The organism is Candidatus Zixiibacteriota bacterium (assembly GCA_029860345.1).
Lineage (GTDB): Bacteria > Zixibacteria > MSB-5A5 > GN15 > FEB-12 > JAJRTA01.
Map to the genome: position 1 here is coordinate 25,102 of JAOUBJ010000014.1, position 14,429 is coordinate 39,530.

At 54.2% G+C, this 14,429-nt stretch carries 15 protein-coding genes; 9 read left to right on the forward strand and 6 right to left on the reverse strand.

The window, feature by feature from the left end; translation table 11 throughout:
* Nucleotides 1-180 precede the first annotated feature (180 nt).
* Complete coding sequence (locus tag OEV49_13625; protein ID MDH3892112.1) at nucleotides 181-1,908, reverse strand: hypothetical protein; 1,728 nt, start codon at nucleotides 1,906-1,908, stop codon at nucleotides 181-183.
* Between the two features lie 706 nt (nucleotides 1,909-2,614).
* Between OEV49_13625 and OEV49_13630 the strand changes: the two genes are divergently transcribed.
* The gene (locus OEV49_13630) at nucleotides 2,615-3,154 is read left to right on the forward strand and encodes a sel1 repeat family protein (protein ID MDH3892113.1); all 540 of its coding nucleotides are present in this window, start codon (nucleotides 2,615-2,617) and stop codon (nucleotides 3,152-3,154) included.
* Between the two features lie 258 nt (nucleotides 3,155-3,412).
* On the opposite strand, the gene OEV49_13635 is transcribed toward OEV49_13630, so the two are convergent.
* On the reverse strand, nucleotides 3,413-3,877 hold the full coding sequence (locus OEV49_13635) for a manganese efflux pump MntP family protein (protein MDH3892114.1): 465 nt from the start codon (nucleotides 3,875-3,877) through the stop codon (nucleotides 3,413-3,415).
* Nucleotides 3,878-4,471: 594 nt separating this feature from the next.
* Here OEV49_13635 and OEV49_13640 point away from each other — a divergent pair.
* From OEV49_13640 to OEV49_13675, 8 genes are all read left to right on the forward strand, one after another.
* The gene (locus OEV49_13640) at nucleotides 4,472-4,951 is read left to right on the forward strand and encodes an Rrf2 family transcriptional regulator (protein ID MDH3892115.1); all 480 of its coding nucleotides are present in this window, start codon (nucleotides 4,472-4,474) and stop codon (nucleotides 4,949-4,951) included.
* A 40-nt stretch (nucleotides 4,952-4,991) separates the two neighbouring features.
* Nucleotides 4,992-5,762: a Fe-S cluster assembly ATPase SufC gene (gene sufC, locus OEV49_13645; protein ID MDH3892116.1), complete on the forward strand. Its 771-nt coding sequence runs from the start codon at nucleotides 4,992-4,994 to the stop codon at nucleotides 5,760-5,762.
* Nucleotides 5,763-5,764: 2 nt separating this feature from the next.
* Nucleotides 5,765-7,198: a Fe-S cluster assembly protein SufB gene (gene sufB / locus OEV49_13650; protein MDH3892117.1), complete on the forward strand. Its 1,434-nt coding sequence runs from the start codon at nucleotides 5,765-5,767 to the stop codon at nucleotides 7,196-7,198.
* Nucleotides 7,198-8,532, forward strand: a complete 1,335-nt coding sequence (sufD, locus tag OEV49_13655; protein ID MDH3892118.1) for a Fe-S cluster assembly protein SufD — start codon at nucleotides 7,198-7,200, stop codon at nucleotides 8,530-8,532. The genes sufB and sufD overlap by 1 nt, the downstream gene beginning before the upstream one ends.
* Nucleotides 8,533-8,534: 2 nt before the next feature.
* Entirely contained in the window at nucleotides 8,535-8,846 is a 312-nt protein-coding gene (locus OEV49_13660) for a non-heme iron oxygenase ferredoxin subunit (protein ID MDH3892119.1), read from the forward strand.
* A gap of 90 nt (nucleotides 8,847-8,936) precedes the next feature.
* Nucleotides 8,937-10,154: a cysteine desulfurase gene (locus tag OEV49_13665; protein ID MDH3892120.1), complete on the forward strand. Its 1,218-nt coding sequence runs from the start codon at nucleotides 8,937-8,939 to the stop codon at nucleotides 10,152-10,154.
* On the forward strand, nucleotides 10,151-10,630 hold the full coding sequence (locus OEV49_13670) for an SUF system NifU family Fe-S cluster assembly protein (protein ID MDH3892121.1): 480 nt from the start codon (nucleotides 10,151-10,153) through the stop codon (nucleotides 10,628-10,630). Before OEV49_13665 ends, OEV49_13670 begins: the two co-directional genes overlap by 4 nt.
* Before the next feature lie 70 nt (nucleotides 10,631-10,700).
* Nucleotides 10,701-11,006 (forward strand): metal-sulfur cluster assembly factor, encoded by a 306-nt coding sequence (locus tag OEV49_13675; GenBank protein ID MDH3892122.1) that lies wholly within the window; start codon nucleotides 10,701-10,703, stop codon nucleotides 11,004-11,006.
* A gap of 55 nt (nucleotides 11,007-11,061) precedes the next feature.
* Here OEV49_13675 and OEV49_13680 read toward each other — a convergent pair whose 3' ends face one another.
* The 4 genes from OEV49_13680 to lipB form a co-directional block, all read right to left on the reverse strand.
* Nucleotides 11,062-12,348, reverse strand: a complete 1,287-nt coding sequence (locus OEV49_13680) for a hypothetical protein (protein ID MDH3892123.1) — start codon at nucleotides 12,346-12,348, stop codon at nucleotides 11,062-11,064.
* Between the two features lie 8 nt (nucleotides 12,349-12,356).
* Nucleotides 12,357-12,710: a hypothetical protein gene (locus OEV49_13685; GenBank protein MDH3892124.1), complete on the reverse strand. Its 354-nt coding sequence runs from the start codon at nucleotides 12,708-12,710 to the stop codon at nucleotides 12,357-12,359.
* Nucleotides 12,711-12,969: 259 nt separating this feature from the next.
* Nucleotides 12,970-13,716, reverse strand: coding sequence for an SDR family oxidoreductase (locus OEV49_13690; GenBank protein ID MDH3892125.1), 747 nt, complete (start codon nucleotides 13,714-13,716; stop codon nucleotides 12,970-12,972).
* A 42-nt stretch (nucleotides 13,717-13,758) separates the two neighbouring features.
* Nucleotides 13,759-14,412, reverse strand: coding sequence for a lipoyl(octanoyl) transferase LipB (lipB, locus tag OEV49_13695; GenBank protein ID MDH3892126.1), 654 nt, complete (start codon nucleotides 14,410-14,412; stop codon nucleotides 13,759-13,761).
* Between the last annotated feature and the right edge of the window lie 17 nt (nucleotides 14,413-14,429).

The following is a 14,429-nucleotide window of genomic DNA, read 5'->3' on the forward strand; positions in this document are numbered from 1 at the left end:
ACTCCGCTCACCATGAGGTGATGAATCACTTTTTCGCGCTACGCGCGTCATTCAACCCGGTACCCCACGCAGAGCGCTTCGCGGCGAGTGGATTCGACTGTGGGGTACCGTGCAACACATGCAGATCCCGCCCCAAGCTGTGGGCCACCCGTGTGATCGTCCACACCACTCCCACTAAGTCTACCGATCCGCCGGACGACTCAGCGCCGCCTCGATCTCAGCAGCACGTTCGGGATATAGTTGCTTGTCCATCCAACCAACCGTCGTCGGGCGCATCCGTTCGTTTTCATACCCCTTGCGCTTGGCCATCACACGATAAGTGAACGACGCATCGCTTGAGCCGGATTGCAACTCGACCACATCAAAACCGGTCGTGCCGACACTAACGTAGGTACCGTTGCAGTCACCGCGTAACTGAATGAAAACTTCCATGGGATGATCGTCGTCGATAACAACCGTCTCCAAGTAGAGCGGATCAAGTTCGATGTGTGCGGACCCATTCTGTAATTGACCACGGCCAATATCTTCGAACCAGATTTCGGTAGCCTCGGTAGCGTACATCAGGTTTTCACCCTGTGACGTACGCACCACAGCCGGCTTGGCACCGGATGCGATCATGTCGCCGGAGGCATAGACGGCCGCCCCTGAGCCGCCGGCATTCTCAAAACCGAAAACACCGTAGTGGGTACCGGAACCGGTGGAGTTCACTGAACCATAAACACCGTATGTGGCACCCGAGCCGGAATTGCGAATGTCCTGAGCCCTTAACCCGTAAACAGAAGATGTCGAGTTTCCTTCGGCATAGGCCCAAACACCGGTGACGCCCCCGGAGCCGGAGTTCCAGGCCTGTGCCTCAACGGCAATGGCGTCACCGGAACCCTGGTTGTCGGTCTGCATCCTGAGTCCAGATAGGTTACCTGTCTGACTGGTTACCTCACCTCTTACGCCGTAGGTAGACGTGGCCGCAGAGGAGCTCACAGTCATATCCAGCCCGGTGGTACCGAAGACACCGCTGACATCCCATCGCATCCCCGTGCAACCGTGGTTGGTGGAGGTGGCGGTCAAATCCATACCGTAACAGGGACCACTTTCAGAACTGAAATCCCCGTCCAACCCGAAAGTCCAGTTGGAGCCGGTACTGGTGGAAGATAGCCCCAGCGCCGTGGCGCGCCCCGAGGTGGAACCGAAGTTGTAGGCATCGAATTGCCCCGCCGTCATATGCCCCCCCAAACTCGTTGTCGCCGTTCCGGCCACCCCGACACCAGAACCACCGCCGAAAAGGGTAATATCAGCGGTCCCCCGTAATGCGAAACTGGTATCAACACTACCAATCTTTCCTTCTACCTCAAAATCACCAGCTATACCACCACCGTTACCGCTGTTTTTAACGTAGGAATGAACGCCGGGTATAAATGCAGTTGAATTGCTGGTCCTCGTCACCTCAAGTTGCGCCGGTCCCCAGCCAATGGTGTCAGCCCCAATCAGGACAGTGGCAAAAGGATCGACGGGATGCATAAAATAACCGGCCCGTCTCCAGGTGCCGCTGAACGCAAAAGGTACCGATCCAAACTCTGTCCGTGGACTTATCTCCGGGTCCGAGCCGACCTTTACACCCAGAAACCTATCGGCACCGGCAAAGTAGAGGGGATCCAGTGGGTTCACCGAGCCAAGCATTATAGCGAACGCACCGTCGGTGGTGGAGACCGACTGGGTTTCGCTCCAAATAGCGGACCCGCCACTGGCCACATCGTAAATCGAGAACAGCACCGAATAGCTGCCGTCGGCTACCGGCGAACCGCCCCCGTCGGTGAGCACACCTTGGTAGGACATTACACTTGGGACATCCGCTACGGCTGTCAGGGCCGACAGCATGATCAATAACACAACAACTGAGAGAAGGACGCGCATGAGAGTACCTCGTAAGTTAGAAAAAGTCTGAAGTCTTTTCGATCTGTCTAATTGCACATTCAGAATCGGCGGGTATTCGAGCACAGTCGGCATGGAAGCCGCCTATGTGGAGTGTTCGTACCCACATACTCCATGATTGGAAGATATCACATCCGGACTATTTGTCAAGATAAACTGCGTAGGTTTAAGATATCAATCTGCCCTTAATCTACAGCTCAGTAGGTCGGGAGCCCTGTGCTCCTGACGAAAATGTCGAAACCCGCCTTCGGCGGTCCTGCGGACCAGGGGTTTCGACCTACGAAGTTCATGGTTCGACTCCGCTCACCATGAGGTGGCCACGAGCGGAGTCGAAGGATGAACAGATTACACCATCCTGCGCAAGCAGTAGGTCACAGTTAAGTGTGAGAAGGCTTGACTACATGTGGCCTGTTTACTATTATACAAATCAGAATCGTGCATCCATTTTATGAGGGAGTCGAACTATGGCACAGATCAAATCGGGAGATCGATGCGCAGATTGCACCCATTGCAAAGTATGGTCTACTGATCACAGTAAGGCATCGTGTAACCTGCATAGCGACCAGGGGTTTCACCCAGACCGACCTGCACCGGCTAGATGCGTCAACAAAGTAACCCGGAAGTTCTAGTCCACATCATTACGCACCGGCTATAAGGGGAAAGAATCTAGTCAATCTAGGGAGTTACTATGAGTGATAGAGAGAGATTTGAGAGGCTTTTGCTTGATGCAGAACAAGGAGATGCTGAAGCACAGTATGAAGTGGGCAAAATGTATGCTATGGGTGCTGGGGTTGAGGCGAACCAGGAAGAGGCCGTCAAGTGGTTTCACAAAGCTGCTGACCAAGATCATGTAATTGCGCAGCACAATCTGGGCGTAAGTTACCGAAAAGGGGTTGGTGTCAAAGCCAATGACGTTGAATCTGTCAAATGGTACCGTTTGTCAGCTGAACAAGGGGACTTCGATGCTCAGCTTAGTTTGGCCTCCATGTATACTGACGGAAGAGGAGTTTCGAAGAATCTGACCGAGGCATTCAATTGGTGTCGCAAATCGGCTCAACAAGGAAATCCCTCGGCTCAATTCTATTTAGGTAGAATGTATGTTTACGGTTATGGAGTTAACTCTGACCTAGACATGGCTATGGAGTGGCTTCGTAGGGCATCAGAGCAAGGAAACAGTGAAGCGCAGTCTTTAATGGATGCACTATTAAACGGGATTGATTTCTCCTGAGGCGGACACGATACAGCTTAGGGATTAGTGAGCACACTGTAGCCTGAGTGTCGATTCAGACGAACCTGTCGAAACCCGCCTTCGGCGGTCCTACGGACCAGGGGTTTCGACCTACGAATTTCATGGTTCGACTCCGCTCACCATGAGGCGGACACGAGCCTCCCCTGAGCTGCACGCCTGCAAATCCCCGGCGCGCAAAGCGCATGAAAGTGATTTATCACTGCGCGGAGCGCATGAAACCCGTTTTTGGGTGGTTTATCACCACACCGTCTTGATCGCCAACCCGATCAGGATCAGGCCGCCGAGGATACCTGCCTGGCGAGAAAAACGCAGACCCAAAGCACGACCGAACGACAGGCCAAGCACAGTCATCCCGGCCGCGACGACGCCGATAATCAAGGCCGGATTCAATATCGCCGTGCCGACCAAGGCCAGAGACAGTCCGGCCGCCAACGCATCGATCGATGTCGCGAACATGAGGACAATCAACGAAGCGCCGCGCGTTGGGTCCCCTGTCCACTCCCGTTGTTCAGGTTTGAGATGCTCGTAAATGGCATGGCTCCCGATGGCGAACAAGATCAACGCGGCCAACCAATGACCCAACGAGCCGACCCAACCCGAAATTACACCACCGGCATACCAGCCGACAATAGGCATCCCGAACTGCGCGAAACCGAAATGCCACGACAGCCGAAACACCGTCCAGCGCTCCAGATGGCCCATCCGTATTCCCACCACGATGGCAACGGCGAAGGCATCAAAAGCCAGCGCGAAGGCCAGGATGACTATGTTGGTCAGGTCGGTCGAAATCTGCGCTGTCCTCTCGTCTGTGACTTGGTGTCAAGCCTGTCAATCGGTGTAGAATACCGATCTCGATCTGTTTAAGCAACCGTCAATCTATGAGCGGGTTATTGAAGAGCCCACTTGCCGCTGCGCTCCAGATGCAGTAGGGCGGGGTCCGTCTTCGCCTGCGCGCCGCGGCGTGGACCCGCTGGAATTGGCAGGTCTCTAACAGAAGAGAGACCTGCCCTACAAAAGCAGATGGATGCCGGTTCGAAGTCCGGCATGACAGAAGTTGGGCGTAAAGCAGGGGGAAGCGAATTGTCAGGTTACCTGTGTCGGGCGGGTCGCCCAACACCACCAAAGACAGCCGGCAGGCCTTTGCCGGCCGCTAACCACATGAAATAACAACAGATAGCAGGTGCTCGGGAACAAATCCAGGCTGCCGACAATTATAGTAAATAATACTTTACATTTTTGTAAGGTTTTCGTATAAATAGGTGCCGGCTGCAAAAATGGACCGGCAAAGGAAATGATTTGAGAATATCGGCCACCGAAGAATACGGATTGCGATGCCTTTTGGTACTGGCCCGACAAGGCCTGGACGGGCAAATGTCCATTGCCGATATCGCAACAGCCGAGGGGATTTCGGTGCCGTATGCTTCGAAATTGCTGGCCAAGATGCGCCAGGCCGGGTTGGTCAAGGCCGTTCGGGGGCGCAAGGGTGGCTTCTGTATCAGCAAGCAACCGGGCCAGGTCAATCTTCTGGAAGTGATTACTGTCCTGGGTGGACCGCTGCTTGATCCCGACCACTGTACCAAGCGGACCGGCCAACTTGAGGAATGTGTGCACACCGATCAATGTTCGGTGCATGACATTCTCGGCAGTCTGGCCGGTCAAATCGCCGGCTTCCTGGCCGGAAAGACGCTGGCCGATCTGGTGCACAACGAACGACTGATAACCCTGTCGGCTCTTACCGGCGACGACAAAGGGCGGCAGGCTGGGGACAGACCATAATGAACATGTTTGACCTACCTATATCGAGGATAATCCAATTATGACCGAAAAGAAGCCTCTGTTTGAGTTCAAGAACATTCACGTTTCCGTTGAAGGTAACGAAGTCGTCAGCGGAGTGTCGTTGAAGATAGCAGCGGGTGAGATTCATGCCATCATGGGACCCAACGGTTCCGGCAAGTCTTCCCTGTCGAACGCACTGATGGGTCACCCGGCTTACACCATCACCCAGGGTGAAGCGTTCATCGACGGTGTGAGTATTCTGGACATGGCGACCGACCAACGCTCGCAGGCCGGACTGTTTCTGGCTTTTCAGTATCCGCTGGCAATCCCGGGTGTGTCGGTGGCCAACTTCATGCGGGCCGCGCTGAAATCGCACCGCGGCCCGGATGCCGATATGTCCGATTTCCGCAAACTGTTCAAAGCCGAGATGAAGGCGCTGTCGGTGGATGAGTCCTTTGCCTCGCGTTATCTCAACGACGGTTTCTCCGGCGGCGAAAAGAAGCGGGTGGAAGTCTTGCAGATGTCGATTCTGAAGCCGCGCATCGCCCTTTTGGATGAAACCGACTCCGGGCTGGATATCGATGCTCTCAAGGTTGTCTCCAAGGGTATCAACCGCTTTAGCTCCGAAGAAAACGGAATCCTCCTGGTGACGCACTATCAGCGCCTGCTCAATTATGTCAAACCAAACTACGTCCATGTCATGATGGACGGCAAACTGGTCAAACATGGCGGCCCGGAACTCGCATTGAAACTGGAAGAGTCCGGCTATGACTGGGTGGAGGAAGAAACCAGCAGTAAGGCCGAGGTGTAAACATGTCCAACGATGTAAATCAGCGCAACCGGGACCTGGCCGAACTGGGTGAAGACTATGCCACCAAGTATGGTTTTCGCGATCCGGTGGACTATTTCCATAAAGGGGCGCGGGGGATCAACCATGAAGTAGTCGAGATGATTTCCCAGATGAAAGGTGAGCCCAAGTGGATGTCCGAGATTCGCCACAATGCGCTCGACACTTTCAATTCCAAGCCGATGCCGGACTGGGCCAACACCGAGATGCTCTCGGAAATCGATTTCGAGAACATTTACTACTTCATGAAACCGATCAAGGAGCAGCAGCAAAGCTGGGATGATGTTCCCGAGTATATCAAAAAGACATTTGACAAATTGGGCATACCCGAAGCTGAACGCAAGTTCCTCGGCGGTGTATCGGCGCAGTATGAGTCGGAAGTGGTGTATCACTCAATGCGCGAGGACCTCAAGAAGCAGGGCGTCATCTTTCTTGACATGGACAGCGCGCTACGTGAACAACCTGAGATCGTAAAGAAGTACTTCGGCAGTGTGATTCCGGCAACGGACAACAAGTTTGCGGCGTTGAATACGTCGGTCTGGTCCGGCGGGTCGTTCATCTATGTCCCCCCCGGTCTCAATGTAACAGTGCCGTTGCAGGCATACTTCCGGATCAATGCAGAGAACATGGGGCAATTCGAGCGGACGCTGATCATTGCCGACAAGGGTTCGCGAGTGCATTATATCGAAGGCTGCACGGCTCCGGTCTATTCGACCAACTCGCTGCATTCGGCGGTGGTTGAACTGGTGGCGCTTGAGGGTGCTTATATCCGCTATACGACTATTCAGAACTGGGCGCGGAACATCTTCAATCTCGTCACCAAACGCGCTTCGGCCTATCGCAATGCCACCGTTGAATGGGTTGATGGTAACATGGGATCGCGTCTGACCATGAAATACCCTTGCATCCAGCTTTTGGAGGAGGGAGCCAAGGGTGAGATTCTCTCGGTCGCCTTTGCCGGAACAGACCAGCATCAGGATACCGGGGCCAAGATGATTCATGCCGCCCCGAATACCTCCTCGCGGATAACGTCCAAGTCTATTTCCAAGAACAACGGGCGCGCCTCATATCGCGGTTTGGTGAAAGTTCACAAGAAGATGCCGGGCGTCAAAGTCTCGGTTGAGTGCGATGCTCTTTTGATCGGAGAGGAAGCCCGGAGCGACACCTATCCGACCATGGAAATCGATCACGATCAGGTGAAGATAGAACACGAAGCCAGGGTGTCCAAAGTGGCCGAGGAGCAACTGTTTTATCTGTGCAGTCGTGGTTTGAGTGAGGACGATGCGCGCTTGTTGATAGTTAACGGTTTCATGGAGCCCTTCACCAAAGAACTTCCGCTGGAATACGCGGTGGAGCTAAACCGTCTTATCGAACTCGAAATGGAAGGATCCATAGGTTGATGAACAAAGAGACACAGGCCAATACCCAGGCAAGTGATTTTTCGATTCCTCGTCTGGCTCCGGCTCTGGAGCGCGGCCCCCGTTGGCTGCGCGACATTCGCAACCGTTCGCGGGATGTATTCAATAGTGCTCCCGTACCCCGTCGTGGATTGCATCTGTGGCGCTACACCGACCCGGCTAACTTCTTGATCGACCGGAGCCGCGTACAGGACACTGACTACGGTGAGAATTTTGGCGCTGTTGAGAAGATTGTGCAGGAACATCTTCGCCAGGGTAACCTCTCCGGTATCGCCACCGACCTGGCCGGACGTAAGATAGACTTTTTCGGTATTGACGACTTGATCGCGCAGGGCGTCACCATCACGCGACTGTCCGAAGCGGTCGAGGAACATCCGGAGTTGGTGGAAAGATACCTGTATCAATTGGTCAATTCCCAAACCGGCAAGTTTGAAGCCATGAATTCCGCCCTGTGGAATGATGGTATCTTTATATATGTGCCCGACGGTGTGACGGTAACACAACCGCTGCATTTGTTGCGTGAGTCCGGTCTCGGCGGATCGGTTCAGTATCCACGGCTGCTGGTGGTTGTCGGCAAGAACGCGGAGTTGACGCTGATCGACGAATACGGCGGCGGTTCCACCGACCGCGACCAGGTATCCAGTAACGTCAACGGTGCGGTGGAGATTTTTGGTTTGGAAGACAGTCGCTCACGATATGTCTTCCTGCAGCGCCAGGCCTCCGGCATGAACAGCTATCTTACCCACCGGGCGCGAATCGAGCAGGGAGCGCAGATGCTCACCGTGCCTCTCGCTTTCGGCGGTTCCATTGCCAAACAGAACTTCGGCGTCACGCTCAACGGGCGAGGGGCCGAAAGTGAAATGCAGGGACTTCTTTTCGGCTCCGGCCATCAGCAGGGTGACAACCACACGCTGCACATGCACACGTCCGGCGATACGCATTCGTCAATCAATTTTAAGGTGGTGCTGCGCGACCGCGCTCGCTCGGCTTATACCGGTCTGATACGTATTGAAGAAGATGCTCGTACCTGCGAAGCCTATCAGGAAAACCGGAATCTTCTGTTGAACCGGGATGCCCGCGCACAGACGATACCGGAGCTTGAGATTCTGAACGAGGATGTTCGATGTTCGCACGGCGCGACAATCGGTCCGATTGACCCTCTTTCGGTGTTCTACCTTCAGTCGCGAGGCGTTGGCCTGGCTGATGCCGTGCGGATGATCGTCACCGGATTTGTAGCCTCTACTTTGACCAGCTTGCCGGAGGACCTTCGTATGAGGATCAATGACTTCGTGGCTCAACGTTTGGAGCAGGAGTAGCCATGAGTGCGTTTGTCCGGGTAGCCGACACCGCCGATATCCCACCGGGTGAGATGAAGTCGTTCACGGTCGCACACCGACAGATTGTGGTTTGCAACATCGACAACGAGTTCTTTGCCCTGGCTGATGAGTGTTCGCATGATTCTGCGCCGATCAGCGACGGACATTTGGATGAAGCTCGACTCGTCTGTCCTCGTCATGGCGCCACGTTCGATATCCGTTCCGGCCGGGCAACCGGACCACCGGCGGTGGTTGGTATCGACAAGTACGAACTTAAGATCGAAGGCGAAGGTATTCTCGTCATGGTCCCATAGACCGTGATGGTTTCCGGGTAGACAAGACAAATGCAGACCAACGCGAACAATCGATCAACGCAAGCGGCACAGGTCCAGTCTCGACTTGACATGAGCCGGATAAAAGCGGACTTTCCGATTCTCGAAGAGAAGATCAACGACCGACGATTGGTTTATCTCGACAGTGCGGCAACTTCACAGAAACCTCGTGTGGTGATCAACGCCGTCCTGGACTACTATCGACGCAAGAACGCTAACATCCATCGCGGCATTCACTTTTTGGCCGAGAAAGCCACGGCGGCCTATGAGCATACGCGGGAGCGAGTGGCGCACTTTATCGGCGGCGTGGATCAGGCCGAGGTTATTTTTACGCGAGGCACTACCGAAGGGATCAACCTTGTCGCCTACACCTGGGCTGAAGAGAACATCGGCGAGGGTGACGAGATTGTCATCACCGAGATGGAACATCACGCCAATCTGGTGCCCTGGGTTGTTCTGGCTCAGAAGAAGCAGGCCAAGCTGAAGCGTATACCGATAACGATCTGCGGCCACCTGGATTTGAGCAACATCGATAATATCATCACACCGAGGACAAAACTCGTTGCCGTGTCGCACATGTCAAACGTTCTTGGAACCATCAATCCTATCGAACAGCTGGCCGAACTGGCTCACAAGCAGGGCGCGGTCATCTTAGTCGACGGCGCGCAGGCGGTGCCGCACATGGCTGTGGACGTCAAAAAGCTGGGGGCCGATTTCTACACTTTTTCGTCCCACAAAATGTTGGGGCCGACCGGCGTAGGTATTCTCTATGGTCGACTGGAACTACTGGAGGAGATGCCGCCTTTCAACATGGGTGGTGAGATGATCCGCGAAGTGCGCTTTGATCGTGTCACGTGGAACGAAGTTCCACACAAGTTCGAGGCAGGCACTCCGGATATTGCGAATGTCGTGGCTTTTGAAGCTGCCTTGACCTACCTTGAAGAGCTGGGTATGGACAGAATTCGCGAACATGAAATTGCGCTCACCAGATATGCTATTGAACGATTGTCCGAATTGGACGGCATCGAGATACAGGGTCCGCAGGAGCCTGAGCAACGGGGTGGGGCAGTGAGCTTTACCGACCCCAACGTTCACCCGCATGACATAAGCACTTTTCTCGATACAAAAGGCATTGCCATTCGCGCCGGACACCATTGTGCTCAGCCGCTCATGCGAATCCTTGGCAAGGTTGCAACGGCGCGGGCATCACTTTATATTTACAACGACGAGGCAGACATTGACGCTTTGGTCGAAGCGTTGACAGACATGAGGAGGTACTTCGGAGCATGAGCGAACCACTTGACGACATGTACCGTGATATCATCATGGATCACTTTCGTTCACCCCGCGGCAAAAAACCGCTTGAGCAGGTGGACATCAGTTCAGACGGCTCCAACCCGGCCTGCGGTGATGAGCTTGAGTTGAAGGTTCAAATGGATGACGGCACCCTGAAGAACATTCACGTCGACTGTAAGGGATGTGCTATCTCCGTCGCATCCGGATCAATGCTGGCTGAGATCATCAAAGGTCGACCGCTTGAAGAGGCGCGACGCATTGCCGAATTGGTGCGGCGGATGCTGAAAGGCGAAGTGGTCGAACTGCCGGATGATCTCGGCGACATCGACGCCCTGCAGGGAGTGCGGCAGTTTCCGGTACGCATCAAGTGCGCCCTGCTGTCATGGGTGACGTTGATCGAGGGATTGAACAATTTTGAGAAAGGCCGTAGCGAAACCGACAGTACGGTAACGACCGAAGATAACCAATAGAACCGGCGCATCCCTCTTTGCACGATGTCGGGACAATGATGCGAACCGATTCTTGACATAGAAAACAACCATGCCTACTCAGGAACAGATAATCGAAGCGTTGAAACCGGTCCAGGACCCGGAAATCCAGGTCGGCATTGTCGACCTGGGACTCATATACGACGTCAACATACTCCCGGCTGGACTGGTCCAGATTAAGATGACCCTCACTACACCGGCCTGTCCATACGGTGAGATGTTGATCAATATGGCCCATCAGGCCGCACAAAAAGTCGAAGGCGTCAACGAAGTCCGAATTGCTTTAGTATGGGAGCCGGTGTGGGACCCCAAGACTATGGCCTCCGAAGAAGCCAAGGACATACTGGGCATTTGGTGACGGTTCCACCTGCATCTGATAATAGTCGCGCCGACTGACGCTCGGGACTCACAACCTATTCGCTGACTATCGTAACATCTATCTTCGTACCATCGTAGGTTGCCATGTCAAGGCTCATGATATTGCCGTCGACCTCTATGAACTCATCTGAAAAAGAGGCGTTGGCACCTATTCTGTAGATCAGTATGCGCGTGGCCAGTCCGTCGAAGGCGTAATCCATGTCCATGTTGTCGGCCAATAGTGTCGGCAAGCCATTTCCATGCACCACGAGATGGGCGGCGCCGGCCTGGCGGTCGATGGCCAGACGACCTGAGCTTTCGGTGACGGTTCCCGGAACCGGTTGGAGGATGGGGTACGGCGAGGCATCACCCACAATAATCCGGATTTGATAAACGAAATCCGAAAGGCTAAGGGTGATTCCATCGGCATTGATGTCAGAGGCAGCGATCTGTCCGGCATAATTGATCTGAAACACGTCAGTTCCGTAGAGAAAGTAATCTCTGAACATTAGAGCATCAGCGATTTCATTGACAATGCCGTTGAGGTTGATATCGCCTCGATAGTCCGGTCCGCCGACACAGACTATATCCACGCCGCCATTCGAGAAGCTAACCAACGGCACCGGCTGCGACTGGTGGTTCAATTCGGCAGTGAAACACTCTTGCTGGTAGCCTTGAAATGTCGGAAAGCCGACCTGGTCGTCGCCGATACGCCCAAAATCAAGCACCTCCATGCTGACAGCTGTGATGTCGGTATCAGGGTTCCATCCGGAACGATAAGCAATAACGTTGTCGTCGCAGTCTTCCCAGTAGAACCTGATCGGCAGGTAGGCGCAATCGAATTGCCGATCACTCGACACCAAGTAGTCCAGGCTGAACAACACGACCGGTCCATCATCCATCAACTCCTGCGGACAGTCGGCATCGGACACTCGGGGTCGTCCGAAGTTAATGTCGGCTATAGCGACCAAGTCGACCAGGCCGCATGGTGACATTCCATCACAGGACTGCCGGAACGAAAACTGATAATTGAAGTACTCCCAGTGACATTCCGTAAACAAAGGGCCTGGGATCGCTCCCTGGAAGCTAAGGGCGTTGGCATAGTGCGCGATCTTGAGGTCGAAGCTGGAGAGGCGGTAGTAACCACGTTCCAGTGTCACGTCGATGATCTCATGCAGTCCTTGCAGAGAGTTGTGGCTCATTTCAATCTTGACCTCGAAGACATGTGCGTCTCCCTCTCCCCCGCCGGAGGGTGGCGTGTGCTCGCATCCAGAAAGAAGCAGCATCAACACTGTACCAGCGATCCATCCAAGGGCGCCAACGATTCTACCTATTGATATCATACTATTCCCTACTCCTCAACAATTGTCACGTCAACACGCGCCCCGTCCAATGTGGACATGTCCATGGCTATCACCTCTCCCTCGGTCTCCATGAACGGCCCCGAAATCGTGTACAATGGAAGGGAGTCTGACCCACCCCACAGCGGATTGAGGAGTAGCACATGGGTATGTGTTCCGTCGAAGCGCGAGAGGCTAATGGTGCGATCGGCCAATTGTGACCAGGTTCCTGATCCCTCATGCGTAACCCGGATCGCTTTGACCTCAGCGTTAACCGACAGAACGCCTTCGCTACTGACGGTACAAATGGCACTGTCGGGCTCCAACTTACGTCTGACAATCAGATGTATCCTTCCCCGAAACATTGATGTTATCTCGTGTCGTCACCATCCTGCGACTTCACGAACAATATAGACGATATTGGGACAGTGTCAAGACCGGGCAACACGAGGACGCCCGCTACGAATATGGTAGGAGACGTAGGGTGGGTCCGCTTTCGGACCCGCCGAAGATGGCAGGTCTCCAAGAGAAGAGAGACCTGCCCTAAAGTTGTCCCGTCCTAAACAAACTGTGAGACGGCCACCCAACTCCGGAGTTTATGGGCATCTCTGAGGCTCAGCTGTCCTACATCAATGAATACCCACCGTCGACGATTACCGTTTGGCCGGTGATCCAACTTGCCTGCGGAGAAGCCATGAAGGCTACGACGGAGGCGATTTCTTCAGGACGTCCGACTCGTTTGAACGGTGTCCGTTCGCTGACTTCATCAAGCATCGACTGGTAGTTCGGGAAGACTTTCAAAGCATCGGTATCAATGAATCCACCGGAAACACAATTGACACTGATATTGCGCGGCGCGAACTCGATGGCCATGTATTTTACGATGTTCTCAATGGCTGCCTTGGAAACACCGATAGCGGCATAGCCGGGGATGTACCGGATCGACCCCAGAGACGACAAAGCTACTATGCGTCCGTGCTCCTGCATGATCGGATAGGCCAATTGCACACAGTTGAGAAAGGCGCGGGCGTTGGTATGCATCGAAAGATCCCAGGCTTTGTCGTCGATGTCGATCATCTTGGTGAAGATACCGAGGGCGGCGTTGGAGATGAGAATATCCAATTTACCAAATCGCTCTTTGATCCCTTCAAATATCGCGGGAAGCTGCTCATGATTGCCCATGTTGGCGCGGTGTGCATAACACTCGACCCCGTAACTCCTTACTTTCTCCTCGGCTTCTTTGGCCGCAGCCCGACTTCGGAAATAATTGATAACAACATTAGCGCCGTTTTGCGCCAGCTTCTCGGCGATACTAAGTCCGATCCCCTTGGTTCCCCCGGAAACAAACGCGGTCTTACCTGCAAGTTCCATCTCGCTCCTCATCAGTTGCACCGTTCATTGTTGCGACCGTCACTATACCGTGAAGCCGCCCGCCTGCGATTCCATATCCTCGGCCAGACTCTCCGGAGTTACCGGCTCGAATTGTGTAACAAAAATGTCCGAGTATTGTTCGATTAGTTTATCCCCGAAGGAGTTCAAGTCTACCGGCTTCCCAAGAACTTCCGCCGCCGACACCATGACGTCCGATTCCAGGCCGCACGGGTTGATACATGCAAACTCAGACAGGTCGGTGTTCAAGTTTATCGCCACGCCGTGAAAAGTCACCCATCGTTTTACGGCAATACCCACCGAACCGAGTTTTCGTTGGCCCACCCAGAGTCCTGTGTGATCGTCGTCCTTTCTGCATTCAATGCCGATCTGCGCCATGGACCGAATGACGCCCTGCTGCAGGTCGCCCATGAAACGATGCAGGTCACGCCCGCGCCGGGTCAGGTCAAAGATGAAATAGGCAACCAACTGGCCGGGGCCATGATAGGTCACATCGCCGCCACGTTCGATAAACACCGGATCGTAAGGGGAGTCGGCAAAGTTCTCATCGTGGCCGTCACGCCCAACCGTGATCACAGGCGGATGTTCAAGCAGGATAATAGTGTCACGGGCCAGACCGTCGCGTCGCATCGTTACCAGACCACGCTGCCAGGTCAGCGCCTGGCGGTAGTCTGTCAATCCTGCCCGGAGGACCC

Excerpts from the sequence above, each read along its gene's own strand:
- OEV49_13675 (MDH3892122.1), top strand. The coding sequence starts at position 10,701 with ATGCCTACTCAGGAACAGATAATCGAAGCGTTGAAACCGGTCCAGGAC.
- OEV49_13630 (MDH3892113.1), top strand. The coding sequence starts at position 2,615 with ATGAGTGATAGAGAGAGATTTGAGAGGCTTTTGCTTGATGCAGAACAA.
- OEV49_13635 (MDH3892114.1), bottom strand. The coding sequence starts at position 3,877 with ATGGGCCATCTGGAGCGCTGGACGGTGTTTCGGCTGTCGTGGCATTTC.
- OEV49_13685 (MDH3892124.1), bottom strand. The coding sequence starts at position 12,710 with ATGTTTCGGGGAAGGATACATCTGATTGTCAGACGTAAGTTGGAGCCC.
- OEV49_13670 (MDH3892121.1), top strand. The coding sequence starts at position 10,151 with ATGAGCGAACCACTTGACGACATGTACCGTGATATCATCATGGATCAC.
- OEV49_13690 (MDH3892125.1), bottom strand. The coding sequence starts at position 13,716 with ATGGAACTTGCAGGTAAGACCGCGTTTGTTTCCGGGGGAACCAAGGGG.
- sufC (MDH3892116.1), top strand. The coding sequence starts at position 4,992 with ATGACCGAAAAGAAGCCTCTGTTTGAGTTCAAGAACATTCACGTTTCC.
- OEV49_13660 (MDH3892119.1), top strand. The coding sequence starts at position 8,535 with ATGAGTGCGTTTGTCCGGGTAGCCGACACCGCCGATATCCCACCGGGT.
- OEV49_13680 (MDH3892123.1), bottom strand. The coding sequence starts at position 12,348 with ATGATATCAATAGGTAGAATCGTTGGCGCCCTTGGATGGATCGCTGGT.
- OEV49_13625 (MDH3892112.1), bottom strand. The coding sequence starts at position 1,908 with ATGCGCGTCCTTCTCTCAGTTGTTGTGTTATTGATCATGCTGTCGGCC.
- sufD (MDH3892118.1), top strand. The coding sequence starts at position 7,198 with ATGAACAAAGAGACACAGGCCAATACCCAGGCAAGTGATTTTTCGATT.
- sufB (MDH3892117.1), top strand. The coding sequence starts at position 5,765 with ATGTCCAACGATGTAAATCAGCGCAACCGGGACCTGGCCGAACTGGGT.
- OEV49_13665 (MDH3892120.1), top strand. The coding sequence starts at position 8,937 with ATGAGCCGGATAAAAGCGGACTTTCCGATTCTCGAAGAGAAGATCAAC.